Annotated in this window: 20 protein-coding genes; 3 read left to right on the plus strand and 17 right to left on the minus strand. The window is 70.6% G+C overall.

Annotation, left to right across the window (positions count from 1 at the left end):
• Positions 1–151: 151 nt before the first annotated feature.
• From J2W45_RS05230 to J2W45_RS05305, 16 genes are all read right to left on the minus strand, one after another.
• Positions 152–880 carry a DsbA family protein gene (locus J2W45_RS05230; protein WP_310129582.1) on the minus strand — a complete coding sequence of 243 codons (729 nt, stop codon included), beginning with the start codon at positions 878–880 and terminating at the stop codon, positions 152–154.
• On the minus strand, positions 877–1,293 hold the full coding sequence (nusB, locus tag J2W45_RS05235; RefSeq protein ID WP_310129583.1) for a transcription antitermination factor NusB: 417 nt from the start codon (positions 1,291–1,293) through the stop codon (positions 877–879). Before nusB ends, J2W45_RS05230 begins: the two co-directional genes overlap by 4 nt.
• Positions 1,294–1,857 (minus strand): elongation factor P, encoded by a 564-nt coding sequence (gene efp / locus J2W45_RS05240; protein ID WP_310129585.1) that lies wholly within the window; start codon positions 1,855–1,857, stop codon positions 1,294–1,296.
• A 120-nt stretch (positions 1,858–1,977) separates the two neighbouring features.
• Entirely contained in the window at positions 1,978–2,415 is a 438-nt protein-coding gene (locus tag J2W45_RS05245) for a type II 3-dehydroquinate dehydratase (RefSeq protein WP_310129587.1), read from the minus strand.
• Positions 2,415–2,798, minus strand: coding sequence for a hypothetical protein (locus J2W45_RS05250; protein WP_310129589.1), 384 nt, complete (start codon positions 2,796–2,798; stop codon positions 2,415–2,417). Before J2W45_RS05250 ends, J2W45_RS05245 begins: the two co-directional genes overlap by 1 nt.
• Entirely contained in the window at positions 2,795–3,874 is a 1,080-nt protein-coding gene (gene aroB, locus J2W45_RS05255) for a 3-dehydroquinate synthase (RefSeq protein ID WP_310129590.1), read from the minus strand. The genes J2W45_RS05250 and aroB overlap by 4 nt, the downstream gene beginning before the upstream one ends.
• A complete protein-coding gene (locus J2W45_RS05260; protein WP_310134925.1) occupies positions 3,871–4,359 on the minus strand; it encodes a shikimate kinase in 489 nt (162 codons plus the stop codon). The genes aroB and J2W45_RS05260 overlap by 4 nt, the downstream gene beginning before the upstream one ends.
• Before the next feature lie 61 nt (positions 4,360–4,420).
• Positions 4,421–5,629: a chorismate synthase gene (aroC, locus tag J2W45_RS05265; protein ID WP_310129591.1), complete on the minus strand. Its 1,209-nt coding sequence runs from the start codon at positions 5,627–5,629 to the stop codon at positions 4,421–4,423.
• Positions 5,630–5,659: 30 nt separating this feature from the next.
• Positions 5,660–6,901: a shikimate dehydrogenase gene (locus tag J2W45_RS05270; RefSeq protein ID WP_310129593.1), complete on the minus strand. Its 1,242-nt coding sequence runs from the start codon at positions 6,899–6,901 to the stop codon at positions 5,660–5,662.
• Positions 6,894–8,447, minus strand: a complete 1,554-nt coding sequence (gene mltG, locus J2W45_RS05275; protein WP_310129594.1) for an endolytic transglycosylase MltG — start codon at positions 8,445–8,447, stop codon at positions 6,894–6,896. The genes J2W45_RS05270 and mltG overlap by 8 nt, the downstream gene beginning before the upstream one ends.
• A gap of 1 nt (position 8,448) precedes the next feature.
• A complete protein-coding gene (ruvX, locus tag J2W45_RS05280; RefSeq protein WP_310129596.1) occupies positions 8,449–8,916 on the minus strand; it encodes a Holliday junction resolvase RuvX in 468 nt (155 codons plus the stop codon).
• Between the two features lie 4 nt (positions 8,917–8,920).
• Positions 8,921–11,578, minus strand: coding sequence for an alanine--tRNA ligase (gene alaS / locus J2W45_RS05285; protein WP_310129597.1), 2,658 nt, complete (start codon positions 11,576–11,578; stop codon positions 8,921–8,923).
• A 41-nt stretch (positions 11,579–11,619) separates the two neighbouring features.
• Positions 11,620–11,811, minus strand: coding sequence for a hypothetical protein (locus tag J2W45_RS05290; protein WP_310129598.1), 192 nt, complete (start codon positions 11,809–11,811; stop codon positions 11,620–11,622).
• 59 nt (positions 11,812–11,870) lie between these two features.
• Positions 11,871–12,302, minus strand: coding sequence for a DUF948 domain-containing protein (locus tag J2W45_RS05295; RefSeq protein ID WP_310129599.1), 432 nt, complete (start codon positions 12,300–12,302; stop codon positions 11,871–11,873).
• Positions 12,303–12,443: 141 nt separating this feature from the next.
• Positions 12,444–13,067 (minus strand): 30S ribosomal protein S4, encoded by a 624-nt coding sequence (gene rpsD, locus J2W45_RS05300; protein ID WP_064109207.1) that lies wholly within the window; start codon positions 13,065–13,067, stop codon positions 12,444–12,446.
• A gap of 190 nt (positions 13,068–13,257) precedes the next feature.
• Positions 13,258–14,598 carry a replication-associated recombination protein A gene (locus J2W45_RS05305; RefSeq protein WP_310129601.1) on the minus strand — a complete coding sequence of 447 codons (1,341 nt, stop codon included), beginning with the start codon at positions 14,596–14,598 and terminating at the stop codon, positions 13,258–13,260.
• Positions 14,599–14,756: 158 nt separating this feature from the next.
• Between J2W45_RS05305 and J2W45_RS05310 the strand changes: the two genes are divergently transcribed.
• The 3 genes from J2W45_RS05310 (at position 14,757) to J2W45_RS05320 (ending at position 17,521) form a co-directional block, all read left to right on the plus strand.
• Positions 14,757–15,536, plus strand: coding sequence for a peptidylprolyl isomerase (locus J2W45_RS05310; protein ID WP_310129604.1), 780 nt, complete (start codon positions 14,757–14,759; stop codon positions 15,534–15,536).
• Between the two features lie 129 nt (positions 15,537–15,665).
• The gene (locus J2W45_RS05315) at positions 15,666–16,844 is read left to right on the plus strand and encodes a DUF349 domain-containing protein (RefSeq protein WP_396427109.1); all 1,179 of its coding nucleotides are present in this window, start codon (positions 15,666–15,668) and stop codon (positions 16,842–16,844) included.
• Between the two features lie 98 nt (positions 16,845–16,942).
• The gene (locus tag J2W45_RS05320; protein ID WP_310129608.1) at positions 16,943–17,521 is read left to right on the plus strand and encodes a type IV toxin-antitoxin system AbiEi family antitoxin; all 579 of its coding nucleotides are present in this window, start codon (positions 16,943–16,945) and stop codon (positions 17,519–17,521) included.
• Between the two features lie 9 nt (positions 17,522–17,530).
• On the opposite strand, the gene J2W45_RS05325 is transcribed toward J2W45_RS05320, so the two are convergent.
• A complete protein-coding gene (locus J2W45_RS05325; RefSeq protein WP_310129609.1) occupies positions 17,531–19,777 on the minus strand; it encodes a RelA/SpoT family protein in 2,247 nt (748 codons plus the stop codon).
• Positions 19,778–19,816 lie beyond the last annotated feature (39 nt).

Raw genomic sequence — 19,816 nt, forward strand, 5'->3', positions numbered from 1 at the left:
CCTTCCCCGCCTCACAGGACGGCTGTTAAAGGATGCCTAACGCTTCTCACCCTACCAGGCCAGGTGCCCGCTCCCCCGCAGACGCCGTCGAGGGGTCGCAACACGCCGTCATGGCGGGCCGATAACGGCGTGTTGCGACCCCTCGTTGCGCTCAGTGGCCGGCGAGGAAGCGCGAGAACGCCTTGGCGTCGTCCACGCCGCCGGGGTACTGCTCGCCGTTCACGAGGACGGTCGGCGTTCCCTTGATCGTGTCGAGGACCTTCTTTCCGTCGACCTCGATCGGGCCCTTCTGCGAGTTCGCGGTGTTGCCCTGCGCCCACGCCTGGTACGGGCCGCTGTCCGACAGGCAGCCGGAGATGTCGCTCGCGCCCGCCTTCGACGCGCGGGACGCCAGCTCCTTGTCCGTCAGTCCGTTGGAGTTCTCCTCCGGCTGGTCGGTGAAGAGCGCCTGGTAGAACGGCAGGATGGCCGTGCGGTCGGACACGGCGACGCACGTCAGCGCCGCAGCCGCCCGGGTGGAGTAGCCGGTCCCGTTCGACACCGCGTCGAGGAACGTCAGCGGGTGCAGCCGGAGCGTGATCGACCCGTCGTCGACGGCCTTCGCGAGCGTGGCGCCATTGGCCTTCTCGAACGCGCCGCACACCGGGCACATCGCGTCGAACCAGATGTCGACCTTCTTCTGCCCGTCGCCGACCGTGATGAAGCCGCCGTCGAAGTCGACGGCGCCGTCGGTGCCCTTCGGGGGCGCGTCCGTCGCCACGGGGACGTTCGAGGCGCCGCCGAGCAGCGAGCACCCCGCCGCGGCGAACACCACGCCGAGCGCGAGCGCCGTCGCCGCGGCGATCCGCCGCATGCGGCCCGTCACGCGCGTGCCCGTCACGCGGTCCTCGTCTGGGCGATCTTCGCCAGGAGCCCGTTCACGAAGCCGGCCGAGTCGTCGGTCGAGAGCACGGTCGCCGCCTCGACGGCCTCCGAGATGGCGACGCCGTCGGGCACCTCGTCGTTGAACAGCACCTCCCAGACGCCGATGCGCAGGATGGCGCGGTCGACGGCGGGCATGCGGGCGAGCGTCCACCCCTGGGCGTACGTCTCGATCTGCTCGTCGATCTCGTCCTGGTGCTCGATCACGCCGTCGAGGATGTCGCGGGCGTACAGCCACGACGCCTCGCGCGCCGGCTGGGTCGCCGCGCGCTCGGCCTCGGTCGCCAGCGCCTGGCGCAGCGGGATGCCGCGCAGGTCGGCGCTGTAGAGCACGTCGAGCGCGCGCTTGCGTGCCTTGGTCCGCGCGCTCATCTAGTCGTTGACGCGGCCGAGGTAGTCGCCCGTGCGGGTGTCGACCTTGACCTTCGTGCCGGTCTCGAGGAACAGCGGGACCTGGATCTGGTAGCCGGTCTCCACGGTCGCCGGCTTGGTGCCGCCGGTGGAGCGGTCGCCCTGCAGGCCCGGCTCCGTGTAGGTGATCTCGAGCACGACGGAGGCCGGGAGCTCGACGTAGAGCGGCAGGCCCTCGTGCAGCGCGACGGTGACGTTCTGGTTCTCGAGCATGAAGTTGGCGGAGTCGCCGACGATCGGGCCCGGGATGGTGATCTGGTCGTAGTCCGACGTGTCCATGAAGACGAAGTCGGCGCCGTCCTGGTACAGGTACTGGTAGTCGCGGCGGTCGACGTTGGTGATGTCGATCTTCGCGCCCGCGTTGTAGGTGCGGTCGACGGTCTTGCCGGTGGTGACGTTCTTCAGCTTGGTGCGGACGAACGCGCCGCCCTTGCCGGGCTTCACGTGCTGGAACTCGATCACGGTCCAGAGCTGGCCGTCGATCGAGAGGACGACGCCGTTCTTGATGTCAGCGGTTGAAGCCAAGGGGATGTTCCGTTCGTTCGATGAGAAGATGCGGGTGGACGCCGCACGCGCCGGTCTCGGGGAGACGGAGCGGATGCGGCCCACGGCGGACCGCGCGGCGGTCCCAGAAGATTCTAGACGTCAGCGGGCGTTTCGGCGAATGAACGCCAGCGCCAGCCGGTACGACTCGAACCCGAACCCGGCGATCACTCCGGTCGCCACCGCGGTGATGACGCTGGTGTGCCGGAACTCCTCGCGGGCGTGCGGGTTCGACAGGTGCACCTCGACCACCGTGCCGCCGGCCTTCGTGACCAGCGACACCGCGTCCCGCAGCGCGTACGAGTAGTGCGTCCACGCGCCGGCGTTCAGGATGACGGGGGCGCCCGAGTCGGCCGCCTCGTGCAGCCAGCGCAGCAGCTCCGCCTCGTCGTCGGTCTGGCGGAGGTCGATCCGGTCGTCGCCGGCGTCGTCCTGCAGGAGTGCGCGCAGGGCGTCCAGCGTCCCCGACCCGTAGACGTCGGGCTCGCGGGTTCCCAGCCGGCCGAGGTTCGGTCCGTTGAGGACGAGGATGTCCGCCATCACTCCTCGCCGTCCTTCAGCGGACGCACGCGGACCGCGGACCACGTGTCGTCGACCGAGATGTTGCTGATGCCGCGCCACCCGTAGGCGCGGGCCTCGCCCGCGACGACGTCGCGGTTCACGTCCGCGCGTCCGCCCTTCGGGTAGACCACCCACAGCGCGCGGGCGGACTCCGCGACCGGCAGCTGCTCGGCGTAGCGCGCCAGCAGCTCCTCGCGCGAGCGCACGACGGTGGCGATGACGGCCGCCTCGGCGATGCCCGCTTCGGTCGCGCCGTCGGGGAGCGGTCCGAGGAGGTCGCGGTCGCCGTCCTGGGCGATCACCACCGCGACGCCGTCGCCCGGCTTCGCCTGGAACCGTTGCAGCACGGTCTTGTCGGTCACGAACCCACCTCCTGGTATGCGGCGAACAGCAGGCTCTGGTCCGGGCCGGCGAGCACCGTCGGACGCGCCACGTCGTCGAGCACGATGAAGCGCAGCATACTGCCCCGCGCCTTCTTGTCGCGCTGCATGGTGGCGAGCAGCGTCTGCCAGCGCCCGAGCGGGTAACTCACGGGCAGCGTCAACGACTCCAGGATGCGGCGGTGCCGGTCCGCGACCTCGTCGCTGAGCCGTCCGCTCAGCCGGGCGAGCTCCGCCGCGAACACCATGCCGACCGAGATCGCCGCGCCGTGGCGCCACTGGTACCGCTCGGCGTGCTCGATCGCGTGCCCGAGGGTGTGCCCGTAGTTGAGGATCTCGCGCAGCCCCTGCTCGGTGAAGTCCTCCCCCACCACGCGCGCCTTGATGCCGATGGACAACTCCACCAGGCGCCGGAACTCCGGCGTCTCCGGGTCGGTCGCCCGGTCGACGTCGGCCTCGATCGTGTCGAGGATCTCGGGCTCGGCGATGAAGCCGTACTTCACGACCTCGGCGAATCCGGCCAGCAGCTCGTTGCGCGGCAGCGAGGTGAGCGTGTCCAGATCGCAGACCACCGCGGCCGGCGCGTAGAACGCCCCGACCAGGTTCTTGCCCTCGGCGGTGTTGATGCCGGTCTTGCCGCCGACCGCCGCATCCACCATTCCGAGCAGCGTCGTCGGCACCTGCACCAGCCGCACACCGCGCAGCCACGTCGCGGCCACGAATCCGGCCAGATCGGTGACAGCGCCGCCGCCGAAGCCGATCACGGCGTCCGAGCGCGTGAAGTCGGCCTGCCCCATGATCTGCCAGAGGAACGACGCCACCTCGACGCGCTTGGCGGCCTCCGCATCCGGCACCTCGGCGAGGAGCACCTCGTAGCGGCCGAGCAGCGACTCCCGCAGCTCCGCCGCCGCGGCGCCCAGGCTCGGCTGGTGCACGAGCAGGACCTTGTTCACCGCGGTGCCGAGGTGGTCCGCCAGCTTGAACCGCAGGCCGCGACCGACCACCACCGGGTACGGGTGCGCTCCGGAGACGGTGATCTCGGTGGGGGCGTCGGTCATGCGTGTCCTTCCTTCTGCGCCCACTGGGCGATCTCCTCGACGATCGTGTCGATCGGCCGGGACGACGTGTCGGCGGTGTAGTCCGCGAGCGACCGGTAGAGCTCGCTTCGGGATGCGACGAGCCGCTTCCAGGACTCGAGGTCGGTGATCAGCGGCCGCTTGCCGTTGGTGATCCGCTTGGCGATCGCCTCCGGGCGGACGGTCAGCAGGACGACGCGCGCGCCGGCCAGGTCGGACTGCGTCGCCGGGTCGAGCACCGCGCCTCCGCCGAGGGAGACGATGCCCGGACGGCGGAGCGCCTCGGCGACGGCCGCGCGCTCCAGCACCCGGAAGTGGGCTTCGCCGTGCGTCGCGAAGATTTCGGAGATCGGCCCGTGCTCGGCGACCACCACGGCGTCCGTGTCCACGAACGGCAGCCCGAGCAGCTTCGCCAGCCGCTTTCCGACACGGGACTTGCCCGCCGCGGGAGGCCCGATCAGAGCGATCGTCGCGGGCGATCCGCCGGCTGCGCCGGGCTCAGGCGCTCCGGCCTCAGACGCTCGGGGCTCAGGCGTAGGGAGCACTGGCGCGTTCGGTGGTGAGGTTCGCGGGGATGGCGTCGAGGTAGCCCTGCAGGTTGCGCGACGTCTCGGCGATCGAGTCGCCGCCGAACTTCTCCAGGACGGCGTTCGCGAGCACGAGCGCCACCATCGCCTCCGCCACGACGCCGGCGGCGGGCACCGCGCAGACGTCGGAGCGCTGGTGGTGGGCCGGTGCGGCCTCGCTGGTGGCCACATCCACCGTCCGCAGGGCGTGCGGGACGGTCGCGATGGGCTTCATGCCGGCTCGCACGCGCAGCACGCCGCCGGTGCTCATGCCGCCCTCGGTGCCGCCCGCCTTGTCGCTGGTGCGGAGGATGGTGCCGTCGTCGGCGACCAGTTCGTCGTGCGCCTCGGAGCCGCGGCGGGTGGTGGTGAGGAAGCCGTCGCCGATCTCGACGCCCTTGATCGCCTGGATGCCCATCAGGGCGGCGGCGAGCTGGGCGTCGAGCTTGCGGTCCCAGTGCACGTGCGAGCCGAGCCCGGGCGGCAGGCCGTACGCGAGCACCTCCACGACGCCGCCCAGTGTGTCGCCGTCCTTGTGCGCGGCGTCCACCTCGGCGACCATCCGCTCGGACGTCGCCGGGTCGAAGCAGCGCAGCGGGTCGGCGTCGAGGGTGTCGACGTCCGAGGGACGCGGCAGCGGCGAGCCCTCGGGGACGCGCACCGGGCCGATCGACAGCGTGTGGCTGACGAGGGTGATGCCGAGCTCGTCGAGGAACGACTTGGCGACGGCGCCGAGCGCGACGCGCGCGGCGGTCTCACGGGCGCTCGCGCGCTCCAGCACGGGACGGGCCTCGTCGAAGCCGTACTTCTGCATGCCCACCAGGTCGGCGTGGCCGGGACGCGGACGCGTCAGCGCCGCGCCGCGGCCCGAGTTCAGCACCTCGGGGTCCACGGGCTCGGGGCTCATCACGTCGACCCATTTCGGCCACTCGGTGTTGCCGATGCGCAGGGCGATCGGGCTGCCGAGGCTGAGCCCGTGGCGGACGCCGCCCGAGATGTCGAGGGCGTCCTGCTCGAACTTCATGCGGGCTCCGCGGCCATAGCCGAGCTTGCGGCGCGCCAGGTCGGCGCGGATGGCGTCGAGCGACACCGGGACCCCGGCGGGAAGTCCCTCCAGGACGGCGATGAGTTCGGGGCCGTGGGATTCCCCGGCCGTGAGCCAACGAAGCATTCTTCGATTCTGGCATAACGGCAACGGCCGTCAGACCTCCACTGGTGCGCCCTGCTCGTCGATCCCGACGGCCTCGAGCATCGCCGCGAGCACCTCGTCCTCGTCCTGGAGCGGCTGCAGCGGGTCGCCCGAGACGAAGATGCGCACCTGCAGCAGCGCCTGGTGGGCGAGCATCGCCAGCCCCGACACCACGCGGCCGCCGACGGACTCCCACTGGCGCGCGAGCGGCGTGGGCCACGGCTCGTACGCGACGTCGAAGAGCATCGAACGGCGGCGGGTGGAGTCCGTGTACACGGCCTCCGTCGCCGTTCCTCCCGGGAGGGTGCTGATGACCAGATCCGGGACGTCGAGCGAGCGGTCGGCCTGCGAGAACGGGCGGATGCGCACGCGCAGACCCAGGTCGGAGGCCAGCGGCTCGATCCACGCGCTGCGCGCGAGATCGCGGACGTGCACGTCCACGCGCTCGGCGCCGAGGTCGGCGGCGGCCACGAGGGCCGAGGCGGCGGTCGCTCCCCCACCCAGGATGTGGACGTAGCGGGCCTGCTCGAGCCCGGCGGCCTGCAGGGCGCGGACGATGCCGGGCACGTCCGTGTTGAATCCACGGAGCTCGTCGCCGTCGAGCAGCACGGTGTTCGCGCCGCCGGTCTGGTCGCTGATCCGGTCCGTCTCGCTCAGCAGCGGGAGCACGGCCTTCTTGAGCGGCATGGTGAGCGACAGGCCGCGCCACTCGGGTCCGAGGCCGCCGATGAAACCGGGCAGCGCCTCCTCGGTCACGTCGACGGCCTCGTACGCCCAGTCGAGCCCGAGGGCGTCGTACGCGGCACGGTGCAGCTCGGGCGACCGGGAGTGGCCGATGGGCGAGCCGAGGACGGCCAGCCGACGGCTGGGCGCCTTCTTCGCCGCCGGTTTGGCGGGCGACGCCTTCTTGGCGGCCGGCTTCGCGGCGGACTTGGCCGGCTTCTTCTCCGCCTGCAACGGCGCGGGCTCGAGCGGATCCCCGGCCTCGGCGGAATCGTCGGGCGTGGCCGAATCGTCGGGCGCGGCGGCTTCGACCGCTGCCGGCTCCTCGTCCGCCGGCTCCTCGTCGTCCTCCGGCTCCTCGCGCTCCGCCGCCTCCTCGGCCTCGGCGACCGCGGCCTCCTCGGCTTCGAGCTCGCGCTCCCGCTCCACCAGCTCAGCGATCGACGCCTCCGCCGACGCCTCGGAGACGCCGTCCTCCACGGCCGCGTCGGTCGTCTCGTCGTCGCCCTGACGCGCGCTGGATTCACTCATAGCCGGGGTTGTCCTTCATCCACTGCTGCCATTTCTCCACCGCGGCGTCGTGCTCCGCCTGCGTGGTGGAGAAGATCGTCTCGCCGGTCTGGAGGTTCCAGGTGACGAAGTACATCCACGTGCCGTCGGCGGGATGCTGCACCGCGTTGATCGCCAGGTCGCCCGGGTTCGAGATCGGTCCGACCGGCAGCCCGGGGTGCACATAGGTGTTGTACGGGTTGTTCGCGTCGGCGCGCTCGGCGTCCGTCGTCTCGACCCGGTCGGTGTGCCCGGTGCCGTAGGCGACCGTCGCGTCGGACTGGAGGTCCCAGCCCTGCGCCAGGCGGTTGAGGAAGACGCGGGCCACCTTCGGGTAGTCGTCCTTGAGGCCGGCCTCGCGCTGCACGACCGACGCCAGGACGACCGTGTTCCACCGGTTCTCCGGGGCGACACCGGCGTCGTCGAGCGCCTGGAACATCCGGTCGACCATCGTCTTGATCGCGTCCTGCGCCGTCGTCCCCGGGGCGAACGTGTAGGTGGCCGGGAACAGGAAGCCCTCCAGGGACTTCGCCTGCGCGGGCAGACCGTACGCGGCCGGGTTGGCGGCCGCCGCCTGCAGGTCGGCGAGCGGGATCTTCGTCGCGTCGGACACCGTCTGCAGGATGTCCTTCTCCGGCGTCCCCTCCGGGATCACGGCGGTGTTCTCCACGCGCGACGACGGATCCTGCAGCGAGGCGAGCGCGGCGGCCGCGCTCATCTTCTTCGCGAGCTTGAACACGCCGGGCTGGAACTGCGCCTCCGGCTTCTGCCGGAGCAGCAGCGAGTAGAAGGCGTCGTACGTCTTCACCACGCCCGCCTTGGCCAGGTTGTTCGCGATGGTCGAGCCGTCGTCGCCCGACGTGATCGTGAACATCACCTCGCCGGTGCCGCTGCCGCTGTAGTCGTTCGCGGGAGGGAACAGAGCGTCGTGGACCTTGGCGATCTGGGGCTGGAAGATGGCGTATGCGCCACCCGCCATCCCGCCCAGGATGCCGAGCACGACGATGGTGACGATGAGGCGCTTGACCCAGCGGCGCTTCTTCGGGGGCTCGTCGTGCGACAGGTAGTTCTGCTGTCGCCAGACGAGGGGATGCCCCTCGTCGACGGACTCGTCTTCGGTGTCCTCCAGCACTCCGAACACAGTACGCGCAGGATGATCGTGATGCGAGGACGGCTCCTCGGCCTCGTGCCGCACGGCCGCGCCGACGGGGGCGGGCTCCTCCACCTGCGCGATCGGGCCGGTGATCACCGCGTCGAAGTCCAGGCCCGCCAGGGCCGCGAGGTCGGAGGGCGACTCCTGGGTCGGCGTGGGCGACGAGATGGGTTCGCGCAGCCCGCCCTTCTCAGCCGCCTCCCGGGCGGCACGCGCCTCGCGACGGGTCATCGGCGGACGGTCCGCGGCCGGCTGGCCCTGCTGCGGCGCCGGCTCATGCTGGTCGCCCGCCGGCCGCTGCTCCTGCGGCACCGGCGGACGGTTCACCGCCGGGAACACGGGCGGCTCGGGCCGCTGCTCGGGGTTCTGAGACACGCTACTGTCCAATGCTCGTTTCGACGGGGTCACCCGGCGGACGGCCTGTGGCCCGTTCCGCATCGAGGGCGTGCTGCAAAATTATCGTGGCGGCCACCTGATCGACGACCGGACGCGCCTTCTTCGCGTTCCTGCCCGACGCCCGGAGCGCCGAGGCCGCCGACACGGTGGTGAGGCGCTCGTCGATCAGGCGGACCGGGACGCCGGCCTCGGCGGCCAGCGCCTCGGCGAAACCGATCGCGTCCGCCGTGGAGGCGGTTTGCGCGCCCGAGAGCGCCAACGGCAGTCCGACGATAACCTCGAACGCTCCGAGTTCCCTCACGATCTCCGTGATGCGGCGACGATCCGCAGCATCCTCGGAGCGCGCGACCGTCTCGACCGGTGTGGCCAGCATCCCGTGCAGGTCGGACCGGCTCACGCCGATCCGCACCTTGCCCACATCGATGCCCAGCCGCACCCCGCTGCGCACGGGACTATCCGATCGCCGACACGACCGCAGTCAGCGCCGCCGGGATCGCTTCGGCATCCGTGCCGCCGCCCTGTGCGAGGTCGGCCTTGCCGCCGCCTCCACCGCCGAGCACGCCGGCCGCGGTCTTCGCGAGGGCACCCGCGTTGACGCCCGCGTCGCGCGCCGCCTGGTTCGTCGCCACGATGACGACGGGCTTGCCGCCGGCGCGCGCCGCGAGGGCGACCGCCGCCGGGTCGGAGCCGAGCCGTTCGCGGACCGTGGTCGCGAGCAGCCGCAGGTCGTCGGGGGTGTTGAGCGTCCCGGCGTCCTCGGCCACGACCGTCACGGCACCGCGACGCGACGCGGACTCGAGCAGCCCGGGCACCTTGTCGAGCACCGCGCGCGCTTCGAACGCCTGGATGCGCTTCTCGGCCGCCTTGAGGTTCGCCATGAGGTCGGCGATCTTCTCGGGCAGCTGCTCGCGCGGCGTCTTCAGCGAGCTGGAGAGCTGCGACACGATGGTGCGCTCGACCGCCAGGTCTTTGAAGGCCTCGAGGCCGACCAGGGATTCGACGCGCCGGTTGGTCGAACCGACCGACGACTCGCTCACCAGGTTGATCATGCCGATCTCCGAGCTCGTCGCCACGTGCGTGCCGGCGCACAGCTCGCGCGACCACGGGCCGCCGATGTCGACCACGCGGACCACGTCGCCGTACTTCTCGCCGAACAGCGCCATCGCACCGAGCGCCTTCGCCTCGGCGAGCGGCAGCTCGCGCGTGGTGACCTCGAGGTTCTGGCGGATCGCGTTGTTCGAGATCTCCTCGATCTCGCTGCGGGTCTCCGCCGAGAGCGCCTGGTTCCACGAGAAGTCGAGCCGCAGGTAGCCGGCCTTGTTGTAGGAGCCGGACTGGTGCGCGTTGGGGCCGAGCACCTGGCGAAGTGCCGCGTGGATGATGTGCGTGCCGGAGTGCGCCTGTCGCGCCCCGCGGCGGTAGTCCGCATCCACGAGGCTGGTCGCGGGCGCGCCGACGCCCACCTCGCCGCTGCGCACGAGCACCTTGTGGCTGATCAGGCCCTTGACCGGCTTCTGCACGTCGAGCACGTCGAGCTCGTAGCCCGGGCCGACGATGCTGCCCGCGTCCGCATCCTGACCGCCGGACTCCGCGTACAGAGCGGTGGCGCCGAGGATGATCTCGGCGACCTGACCCTCGCGGGCGCGGTCGACCGAACGGCCGTCGACGATCAGGCCGAGCACGCTCGACTCGGTCTCGAGCTCGGTGTAGCCGGTGAACACAGTCTCGCCCAGCGAGCGGAAGGCGCTGTAGACCGAGAGGTCGGCCAGTGCCGTCTTCTTCGCCTTGGCGTCCGCCTTCGCGCGGGCGCGCTGGTCGGCCATCAGGGTGTCGAATGCGGTGCGGTCGACGCTGAGGCCGGCCTCCTCCGCCATCTCGAGCGTGAGGTCGATCGGGAAGCCGTAGGTGTCGTGGAGCAGGAAGGCGGTGTCGCCCGCGAGCTGCTTGCGCCCCTCCTTCTGCGTGGTGGCGACCGCCGTGTCCAGGATGGTCGTGCCCGCAGCGAGCGTGCGCAGGAACGTCTCCTCCTCGGCGTACGCCAGCTGGGAGATGCGGTCGAACTCGGTCTCGACCTCCGGGTACGCCGCCTTCATGGCGTCGCGCGACGCCGGGAAGAGCTCCGGGAAGGTCGCGGTCTCAACGCCCAGCAGGCGCATCGCGCGCACCGTGCGGCGCAGCAGGCGCCGCAGCACGTAGCCGCGGCCCTCGTTCGACGGGGTCACGCCGTCGGCCATCAGCATGAGCGCGCTGCGGACGTGGTCGGCGACGACACGCAGCCGCACGTCGTCCTCGTGCGCCTCGTTGCCGTACGGCTTCTTCGCGAGCTCGGCCGCGCGGTCGAGGACCGGACGCACCTGGTCGATCTCGTACATGTTGTCGACGCCCTGCTTGATGAACGCGACGCGCTCGAGCCCCAGGCCGGTGTCGATGTTCTTCTTCGGCAGGTCGCCGAGGATCTCGAAGTCCTTCTTGCCGTCGCCCTCACCACGCAGGTACTGCATGAAGACGAGGTTCCAGATCTCGACGTAGCGGTCGTCGTCGGTCGCCGGTCCCCCGTCGGCGCCGTAGGCCGGGCCGCGGTCGAAGAAGATCTCGGAGCACGGGCCCGCGGGACCGGGCTGTCCGGTCGACCAGTAGTTCGTGTCCTTGCCGAGGTCCTGGATGCGCTCCGGCGGGAGGGTCGAGACGCGGGTCCAGATCTCGCGCGCCTCGTCGTCCTCCTCGTACACCGTGACCCAGAGGTCCTTCGGGTCGAAGCCGAGGCCGCCCTCGTCCTCGGAGGTGGTGAGCAGCTCCCACGCGAACGTGATGGCCTGCTCCTTGAAGTAGTCGCCGAACGAGAAGTTGCCGGCCATCTGGAAGAACGTGCCGTGACGCGGCGTCTTGCCGACCTCGTCGATGTCGAGCGTGCGGATGCACTTCTGCACGCTGGTGGCGCGCGGGAACGGCGCCGGCACGACACCGGTCAGGTAGGGCACGAAGGGCACCATCCCGGCCACCGTGAACAGCAGCGACGGGTCGTCGCTGACCAGGGAGGCGGAGGGGACGACGGTGTGGCCGCGCTGCGCGAAGAAGTCGAGCCAGCGGCGGTGGATTTCAGCGGTCTGCATGGGTTCCGGTCGATCGAGGTCTGCGAGGTGGGAGAAGGGCGTCAGTCGCCCTGGATGGCCGAGCGGATCTCGGCCTCGCGCTGGCGGTAGCCGTCGGAGACGGCCTCGCCGAAGTCACGCGCCTTCTGGTCGATGTTGCTGAAGAATTCGCGACCCTTGGCGGTCTCGTTGACCTTGTGGGCGACGGCGAAGCCGATGGCGACCCCGACGAGCAGCCACAGGAAACTCTTCATGCTTGATCCTCCCTCTCTGGATGCCGCCGCGGGCGAGCCCCGGCGCACGGTACCCAAGTCTAGTGGGAGTCGGTGCGACGTCTCCGGGAGCGGGACGAACCGGTGGACGACCCGCCGCCTGTGGAGGACGTGCGCGAGGCGAAGCCCCCGGCCGCCATGAACGCGGCGCGCGCCGCGGCGCTGAATCCGGCCAGTTTGATGAGCGGACCGCCGACCGTCGCGGCGAACAGCGCGACGAGCGCCGACACGTTTCCGGTGACATCCGCGACGTTCTTGGTGATCACATCCACCCGCGCCAGCTGCTTATTGGTCTCTTGAAGGGTGGTCGCCGTCTCGTCGAGGATCGGCGTGATGCCGTCGCTCGCCTCCTTGATGGCGTCCCGCGTCGAGTCCAGCACGCGGCCGAGCTTGATCAGCGGGATGGCGATGAAACCGACCAGGACCGCGAACACGACGGCCGCGATCAGGCCTGCGATGTCTCCACCGGACACGGTGACTCCTTCCATTCCGCCACGGGCATACCGCTCAAGCGTAGCCGGAAGAGGCGCCGCCGGGAACGCGGAACGGGGCCGCGGCGTGATGCCGCGACCCCGTTCCGGGAGCGTTGACGCTGAGCGCCTGTGCTGCGAGTGTCAGCGAGCCGCGTAGTACTCGACGACCAGCTGGACCTCACAGGTCACGGGGACCTCGGCGCGCTTCGGGCGACGCACCAGGCGGGCCTGGAGCTTGTCGATCTCGACGTCCAGGTAGCCCGGGGTCTTCGGCAGCACGTCCAGGTGACCGCCGGCGGCCGCGACCTGGAAGGGCTCGGTGCCCTCGGAGCGGGCCTTGACGTGGATGAGCTGGCCCGGCTTCACGCGGAAGGACGGACGGTCGACGATCTTGCCGTCGACGAGGATGTGGCGGTGCACGACGAACTGGCGGGCCTGCGTGATGGTGCGGGCGAAGCCGGCGCGCAGCACGAGGGCGTCGAGACGCATCTCGAGGAGCTCGACCAGGTTCTCACCGGTCAGGCCCTGGGTGCGACGGGCCTCCTCGAAGGCGATGCGGAGCTGCTTCTCGCGGATGCCGTACTGGGCGCGCAGGCGCTGCTTCTCGCGAAGACGCACCGCGTAGTCGGAGTCGGCCTTGCGCTTGGTGCGGCCGTGCTCACCCGGAGCGTAGGGGCGCTTCTCCATGTAGCGCGCCGCCTTCGGGGTGAGCGGGATGCCCAGGGCCCGCGACTCGCGGGTCTTGCTGCGGGAACGTGAAGACACGGTTTCCTTTCGGTTTTCTCTCTGAAGTGATGGATGCGGGCGCACACGCGCTGTTCATAGGCACAGTGCGCCGCAGAGAGAGGGATTGTCGCCAGGGAAGCCCGGCTACAGGGCCGTTCCCGTCGAGTCGTGTCCGCGGCAGCCGCACCTCGGACACGCTTCTAGGCGCAGAAAGTCTAACAGATCGCGGTCAGCGCCCGCGCACGATGCGGCGGAGCTTGGCGAGGCGTGCGGAGACGTCGCGCTCGTTGCCGTGCTCGGTCGGCGTGTAGTAGGTCGTGCCCTGCAGCTCGTCGGGCAGGTACTGCTGCTCGAGCACGCCGAGGGCGTCGTCGTGCGGGTACTTGTAGCCCTTCCCATGGCCGAGGCGCTTGGCCCCCGGGTAGTGCGCGTCGCGCAGGTGTTTCGGCACGCGGCCGATCTTCCCGGCGCGCACGTCGGCGATCGCGGCGTCGAGCGCCATGTAGGTCGCGTTCGACTTGGGCGCGGTCGCCAGGTGCACGACCGCCTGGGCCAGGGGGATGCGTCCTTCCGGCATCCCGATGTACTGCACGGCGTCCGCCGCGGCGATGGCGACGCCGAGCGCCTGGGGGTCGGCCATCCCGATGTCTTCGGAGGCCAGCACGATGATGCGCCGGGCGATGAACCGCGGGTCCTCCCCCGCCTCGATCATGCGGGCGAGGTAGTGGAGCGACGCATCCACGTCGGAGCCGCGGACCGACTTGATGAACGCGCTGATGACGTCGTAGTGCTCGTCGCCGTTGCGGTCGTAGCGCAGGAGCGCGCGGTCCACGGCCTGGGCGACCAGCTCGGCCGTGATGACCGGCTTCTTCTTGGAGGTGGCGGGGGTGGACGACGCCGCGGTCACGGATGCCGCTTCGAGCGCGGTCAGCGCACGCCGGGCATCGCCCGACGCCAGCCGGATCAGCGCCGCGCGCGCCTCCGGGTCGAGGGTGTACTGCCCGCCGAGCCCGCGCTCGTCGGCGACCGCGCGGTCGATCACCACGCCCAGGTCGTCGTCGCTCAGCGTCTCCAGCGTCAGGAGCAGGCTGCGCGAGAGCAGCGGCGAGATGACGGAGAACGACGGGTTCTCGGTGGTGGCCGCCACGAGGATGACCCAGCCGTTCTCAACGCCCGGGAGCAGCGCATCCTGCTGCGCCTTGGTGAAGCGGTGGATCTCGTCGAGGAACAGCACCGTCGAGACGCCGTACAGATCGCGGGTCGAGAGGGCCTCGTCCATCACGAGCCGCACATCCTTCACCCCGGCCGTCACGGCGGAGAGCTCGACGAAGCGCCGCCCCGACGAGTGCGCGATGGCCTGCGCGAGCGTGGTCTTGCCGGTGCCTGGAGGGCCCCAGAGGATGACGGAGACCGATCCCGACTGCCCCTCCTTGTCGGAGGCCAGGGCGACGAGCGGCGAGCCGGGCTTCAGCAGGTGGCGCTGGCCGGCGACCTCGTCGAGCGACTTGGGGCGCATCCGCACCGCGAGCGGAGTCGCTCCCGTCCGGAGCCCAGGTTGCACGTCGACCACCTGACAAGCGTAGTCGCGGCCACCGACACTCCGGCTGGGAGGGGCGGAATGCTGGGAACGGCGAGTTGGTCGTGCATAGCGGCGACGGATAGGGTTCTCCATGATCCAGCGGGCGACGCCTCGCGGACATCCCCCGTACGGACCGCCGGAGGACACACGTGGCACCGAAGCAGAACGACCGCGAAGCGCGACAGGCGCGGGAACGGCTCCGCGCGTACCAGGCGCGCCAGACCGTCCACGAGCACAAGGTCAAGCGCCGCAAGCGTGACAACTGGGTGGCCGGAATCGCGGCCGTGGTGATCGTGGCCCTCGCGGTCGGCACCCAGCTGCTGTACTTCTCCGCGGGCCCCGGCGCGGCGAAGGCCTCGGCCTCGTCGTCGGCGTCCCCCTCCGCGTCGGCGTCGGCAGCCGCCGTGCCGCCCAAGACGCTCGCCGAGGACCGCACCTGGACCGGGACGATGACGATCAACGGCATCCCCCTCGGCGTCTCCCTCGACGGCAAGGCCGCACCGCAGGCCGTGTCGTCGACCGTGTCGCTCGTGCAGAAGAAGTTCTACGACGGCCTGACCTGCCACCGCCTCACGAACGGCGGCTTCTACGTGCTGCAGTGCGGCGACCCGAAGGGCGACGGCAGCGGCGGCCCCGGGTACTCCTACGGCCCGATCGAGAACGCGCCGTCCGACAACATCTACAAGGCCGGCACGATCGCCATGGCGCGCCAGAGCAACAACGCATCGAGCCAGGGCAGCCAGTTCTTCATCGTCTACGAGGACACGCCCATCCCGGCCGACCAGGCGGGCGGCTACACCGTGATCGGCGAGGTCACCTCGGGGCTCGACCAGCTCAAGACGCAGGTGGCCGACAAGGGCGTGCAGGGCGGCGGGACCGACGGCAAGCCCGCGGTCGCGACCACCATCGACAGCTTCAGCCTGCAGTGATCCCAGCACGTGCAATAGGCTGATTCCCAAACGTGGGGCGGCATCCCGCCCGTAACGCGCAGCAGCAAGGTGAGGCTCTTGGCTACTTCTGAACAGCACCCCTGGGGACGTGTCGACGAGACCGGCACCGTGTACGTCCGCGAGGGCGATGGCGAGCGTGTCGTCGGCGAATACCCGGACGGTTCCGCCGAGGAGGCGCTCGCGTACTTCGAGCGCAAGTACAACGATCTCGCCGGCCAGGTCGGCCTGCTGGAGCAGCGCGCCCGGCGCGGCGCACCGGCCGCCGACGTGGCGAAGTCGGTCGCCAACCTCCGCTCCGCGGTCGAGGGCGCGAACGCGGTGGGCGACCTCGCGTCGCTGCAGAAGCGCCTGGATGCGCTGGGCGGCACGGTCGAAGAGCTCACCGAGCAGCAGAGCGCCGAGGCGAAGGCCGCCCTCGAGGGGGCGATCGCCGAGCGCACCGCCATCGTCGAGGAGGCCGAGGCGCTGGCCGCGCAGGATCCGGCCCGGACGCAGTGGAAGTCCACCAGCACGGCGCTCGACGCGCTCTTCCAGCGGTGGCAGGCGCACCAGCACGACGGTCCGCGCCTCCCGAAGAACGAGGCGAACGAGCTGTGGAAGCGGTTCCGTGCCGCGCGCTCCACCATCGAGCACAACCGCAAGGCGTTCTTCGCCGAGCTCGACACGCAGCACCGCGACGTGCGCAACCGCAAGACCGCCCTGATCGAGCAGGCCGAGAAGCTCATCCCGCTCGGCGCCGACGGGGTGCCCGAGTACCGCCGCCTCCTCGACCAGTGGAAGGCGGCCGGCCGCGCGGGCAAGAAGAACGACGACGCGCTGTGGGCCCGCTTCAAGGCGGCCGGCGACGCCATCTACTCCGCCAAGGCCGAGGTGGATGCGCGCGACAGCGAGGAGTACGAGGCCAATCTCCAGGCCAAGCTGGCCCTCCTCGACGAGGCGGAGCCGCTGCTGAAGGCGACCGACCGCGAGTCGGCGCGTGCGGCGCTGCTCTCGATCCAGGAGCGGTGGGACCAGATCGGCCGCGTGCCCCGCGAGCAGGTCCGGCCCATCGAGGACCGCCTTCGCCGCGTGGAGGCGGCCGTGCGCCGGCTCGACGAGGAGCACTGGGAGAAGAACAACCCGGAGAAGAAGGCGCGCTCGGAGGGTCTGGCGAGCCAGCTCAACGCGGCCATCGCCAAGCTGGAGCAGGAGCTCGCGGACGCGCAGGCGTCCGGGGACAGCGCGAAGGTGAAGGCGGCCCAGGAGGCGCTCGACGCACGCAAGATCTGGCTGGACGCGCTGGGCTGATCCGCCTGGTAATCGTCCACAACGCCAGACTCTGACGACTTCTCCCCCGATCCCGGGGAGGAGCCCGGCCGCGCCCACGCCTCGGCGAGGCTGGAGGCATGACCACGATCACGCCGCCCCTGCTCGATTCGAGCGTCCTTCCTCTGCCCGAACTCCTCTCCCTGTGCCTGGACGGCCAGCTCTACCGGGTGGGCGACGCGTTCGCGCCTTCTGGTGAACCCGATGTGCCGGAGCTGCGCGCGCACGCCCTGAGCCCGACACTGCCCGGATGGGCGATCGCCGACCGTGGGTCCGCCGCCTGGGTGCACGGCACCCGGGCGATGATGCCGCCGCTCCCGCAGGTCTGCATCCCGCCCCACCATCGCGGCGGGCTCGGCGCGGCCGGCTTCGACGCCTGGCACCGCTCGCTGCAGCCGGACGAGGTCATGACGGTCGGGCCGATCAGCGTCACCACGCCGCTCCGCACCGCGATCGATCTGCTGAGCGATCCCAGCGGGTTCGGTGACGCCGCCGCGCTGGAGATCCGTCACCTGCTGGCGCTGGCCGAGCTGACACCGGCGCAGCTCGATGCGGCCCTGCGGTCCCGACGGCGCAAGGGATGCGCACTGGCGCGCAGCCGCCTGCCCGCGGTGGCGCGTACGCGGCTGCCGGCACCCGATGCCGTCCGGGCGGCCTGAATGCGTCGGTCAGCCGCCGGTGACGCGGTACACGTCGTAGACGCCGTCGATGCGGCGCACGGCGTTCAGCACACGGTCGAGGTGCGTCGTGTCGCCCATCTCGAAGACGAACCGGCTCAACGCCAGGCGGTCGCTCGACGTGGTGACCGTCGCGGAGAGGATGTTCACATGGTGCTCGGAGAGCACACGCGTCACGTCGCTGAGGAGCCCCGAGCGGTCGAGCGCCTCGACCTGGATCTGCACCAGGAAGACGCTCTTCGAGCTGGGCGCCCACTCGACCTCGATCATGCGATCCGGCTCCTGCAGCAGCGACTGCACGTTGTGGCAGCTGGCCTGGTGCACGGAGACGCCCTGGCCGCGCGTGATGAAGCCGACGATCGGGTCACCGGGCACGGGCGTGCAGCACTTGGCCAGCTTGACCAGGATGTCCGGCGCACCCCGCACGAGCACGCCCGAGTCGCTGTTGCGCAGCTGCCGGCGGCCCTTGACCGGGATCTCGAGCTCTCCGTCCGACTCCGCCTCGGTCTGCAACGACGCCACGATCTTCTCGATCACGGACTGGGTCGAGATGTGGCCCTCGCCGACGGCCGCGTAGAGCGCGGAGACGTCCGGGTGCTTGAGCGACGAGGCCACCTCGACCAGCGCATCCTGCGTCATCAGCTTCTGCAGCGGCAGGTTCTGCTTGCGCATCGCGCGGGCGATCGCATCCTTGCCCTGCTCGATCGCCTCGTCGCGGCGCTCCTTGGTGAACCACTGGCGGATCTTGTTGCGCGCACGCGGGCTCTTGACGAAGTTCAGCCAGTCCTGGCTGGGGCCGGAGTCCGGGTTCTTCGACGTGAAGATCTCGACGACGTCGCCGGTGTTCAGCGTGCTCTCCAGCGGCACGAGCCGACCGTTGACCTTGGCGCCCATGGTGCGGTGGCCGACCTCGGTGTGCACCGCATACGCGAAGTCGACCGGGGTGGCGCCGGCGGGCAGTCCGATCACGCGGCCCTTCGGCGTGAAGACGTAGACCTCTTTGGCGCCGATCTCGAAGCGGAGCGAGTCGAGGAACTCGCTCGGGTCGGCCGTCTCGGCCTGCCAGTCCGAGATGTGGGCGAGCCAGGCCAGGTCCGTGTCGACCTTGGCCGGACCGCCGGAGCTCTTGCCGGTCGTCTGCTCCTTGTACTTCCAGTGCGCCGCGACACCGAACTCCGCCCGCTGGTGCATCTCCTCGGTGCGGATCTGGATCTCCACCGGACGGCCCTGCGGGCCGATGACGGTGGTGTGCAGCGACTGGTACAGGTTGAACTTCGGGGTGGCGATGTAGTCCTTGAACCGGCCGGGCATCGGCGTCCATCGCGCGTGGATCTGGCCGAGCACGGCGTAGCAGTCGCGCACGGTGTTCACCAGCACGCGGATGCCCACCAGGTCGTAGATGTCGTCGAACTCGCGCCCGCGCACCACCATCTTCTGGTAGATCGAGTAGTACTGCTTCGGGCGGCCGACGACCTTGCCGCGGATCTTCGCCGACTTGAGGTCGTCGTTGATGGTGTCGATGACCTGCTGCACCAGGCGCTCGCGCTCCGGCGTGCGCTGCTTCACGAGGCTCTCGATCTCGGCGTACAGCTTCGGGTACAGCACCGCGAACGAGAGGTCTTCCAGCTCCCACTTGATCGCCTGGATTCCGAGGCGGTGGGCGAGCGGCGCGTAGATCTCGAGGGTCTCGGTGGCCTTCCGGGTCGCGGACGCGGCCGGGACGAAGCCCCACGTGCGCGCGTTGTGCAGCCGGTCGGCGAGCTTGATGATCAGCACACGGATGTCTTTTGACATCGCGACGATCATCTTGCGGACGGTCTCCGCCTGGGCGCTGTCGCCGTACTTGACCTTGTCGAGCTTGGTGACGCCGTCGACGAGCATGGCGATCTCGTCGCCGAACTGGTCGCGCAGCTCGTCGAGCGTGTACTCGGTGTCCTCGACGGTGTCGTGCAGCAGGGCAGCGGCGATGGTCTTCGCGCCGATGCCGAGGTCCGCGATGATCTGCGCCACGGCCACGGGATGCGTGATGTACGGCTCCCCCGAGCGTCGCTTCTGACCCCGGTGCGCCCGCTCGGCGACGGCGTACGCGCGCTCGATGAGCGAGAGGTCGGCCTTGGGGTGGTGCATGCGCACCGTGCGGATGAGGGTCTCCATGGCGCCGGTCGGCTGAGCGCGCGAGAAGATGCGCGGCACCAGACGGCGCAGAGAGGCGCTCTGCGATGTCGTCGTATCAACCATTCGCGCGCCTCCTTCCGTCCATTATGACGGTTCCGGAAC

The organism is Leifsonia shinshuensis, assembly GCF_031456835.1.
Classification (GTDB): Bacteria; Actinomycetota; Actinomycetes; order Actinomycetales; family Microbacteriaceae; genus Leifsonia; species Leifsonia shinshuensis_C.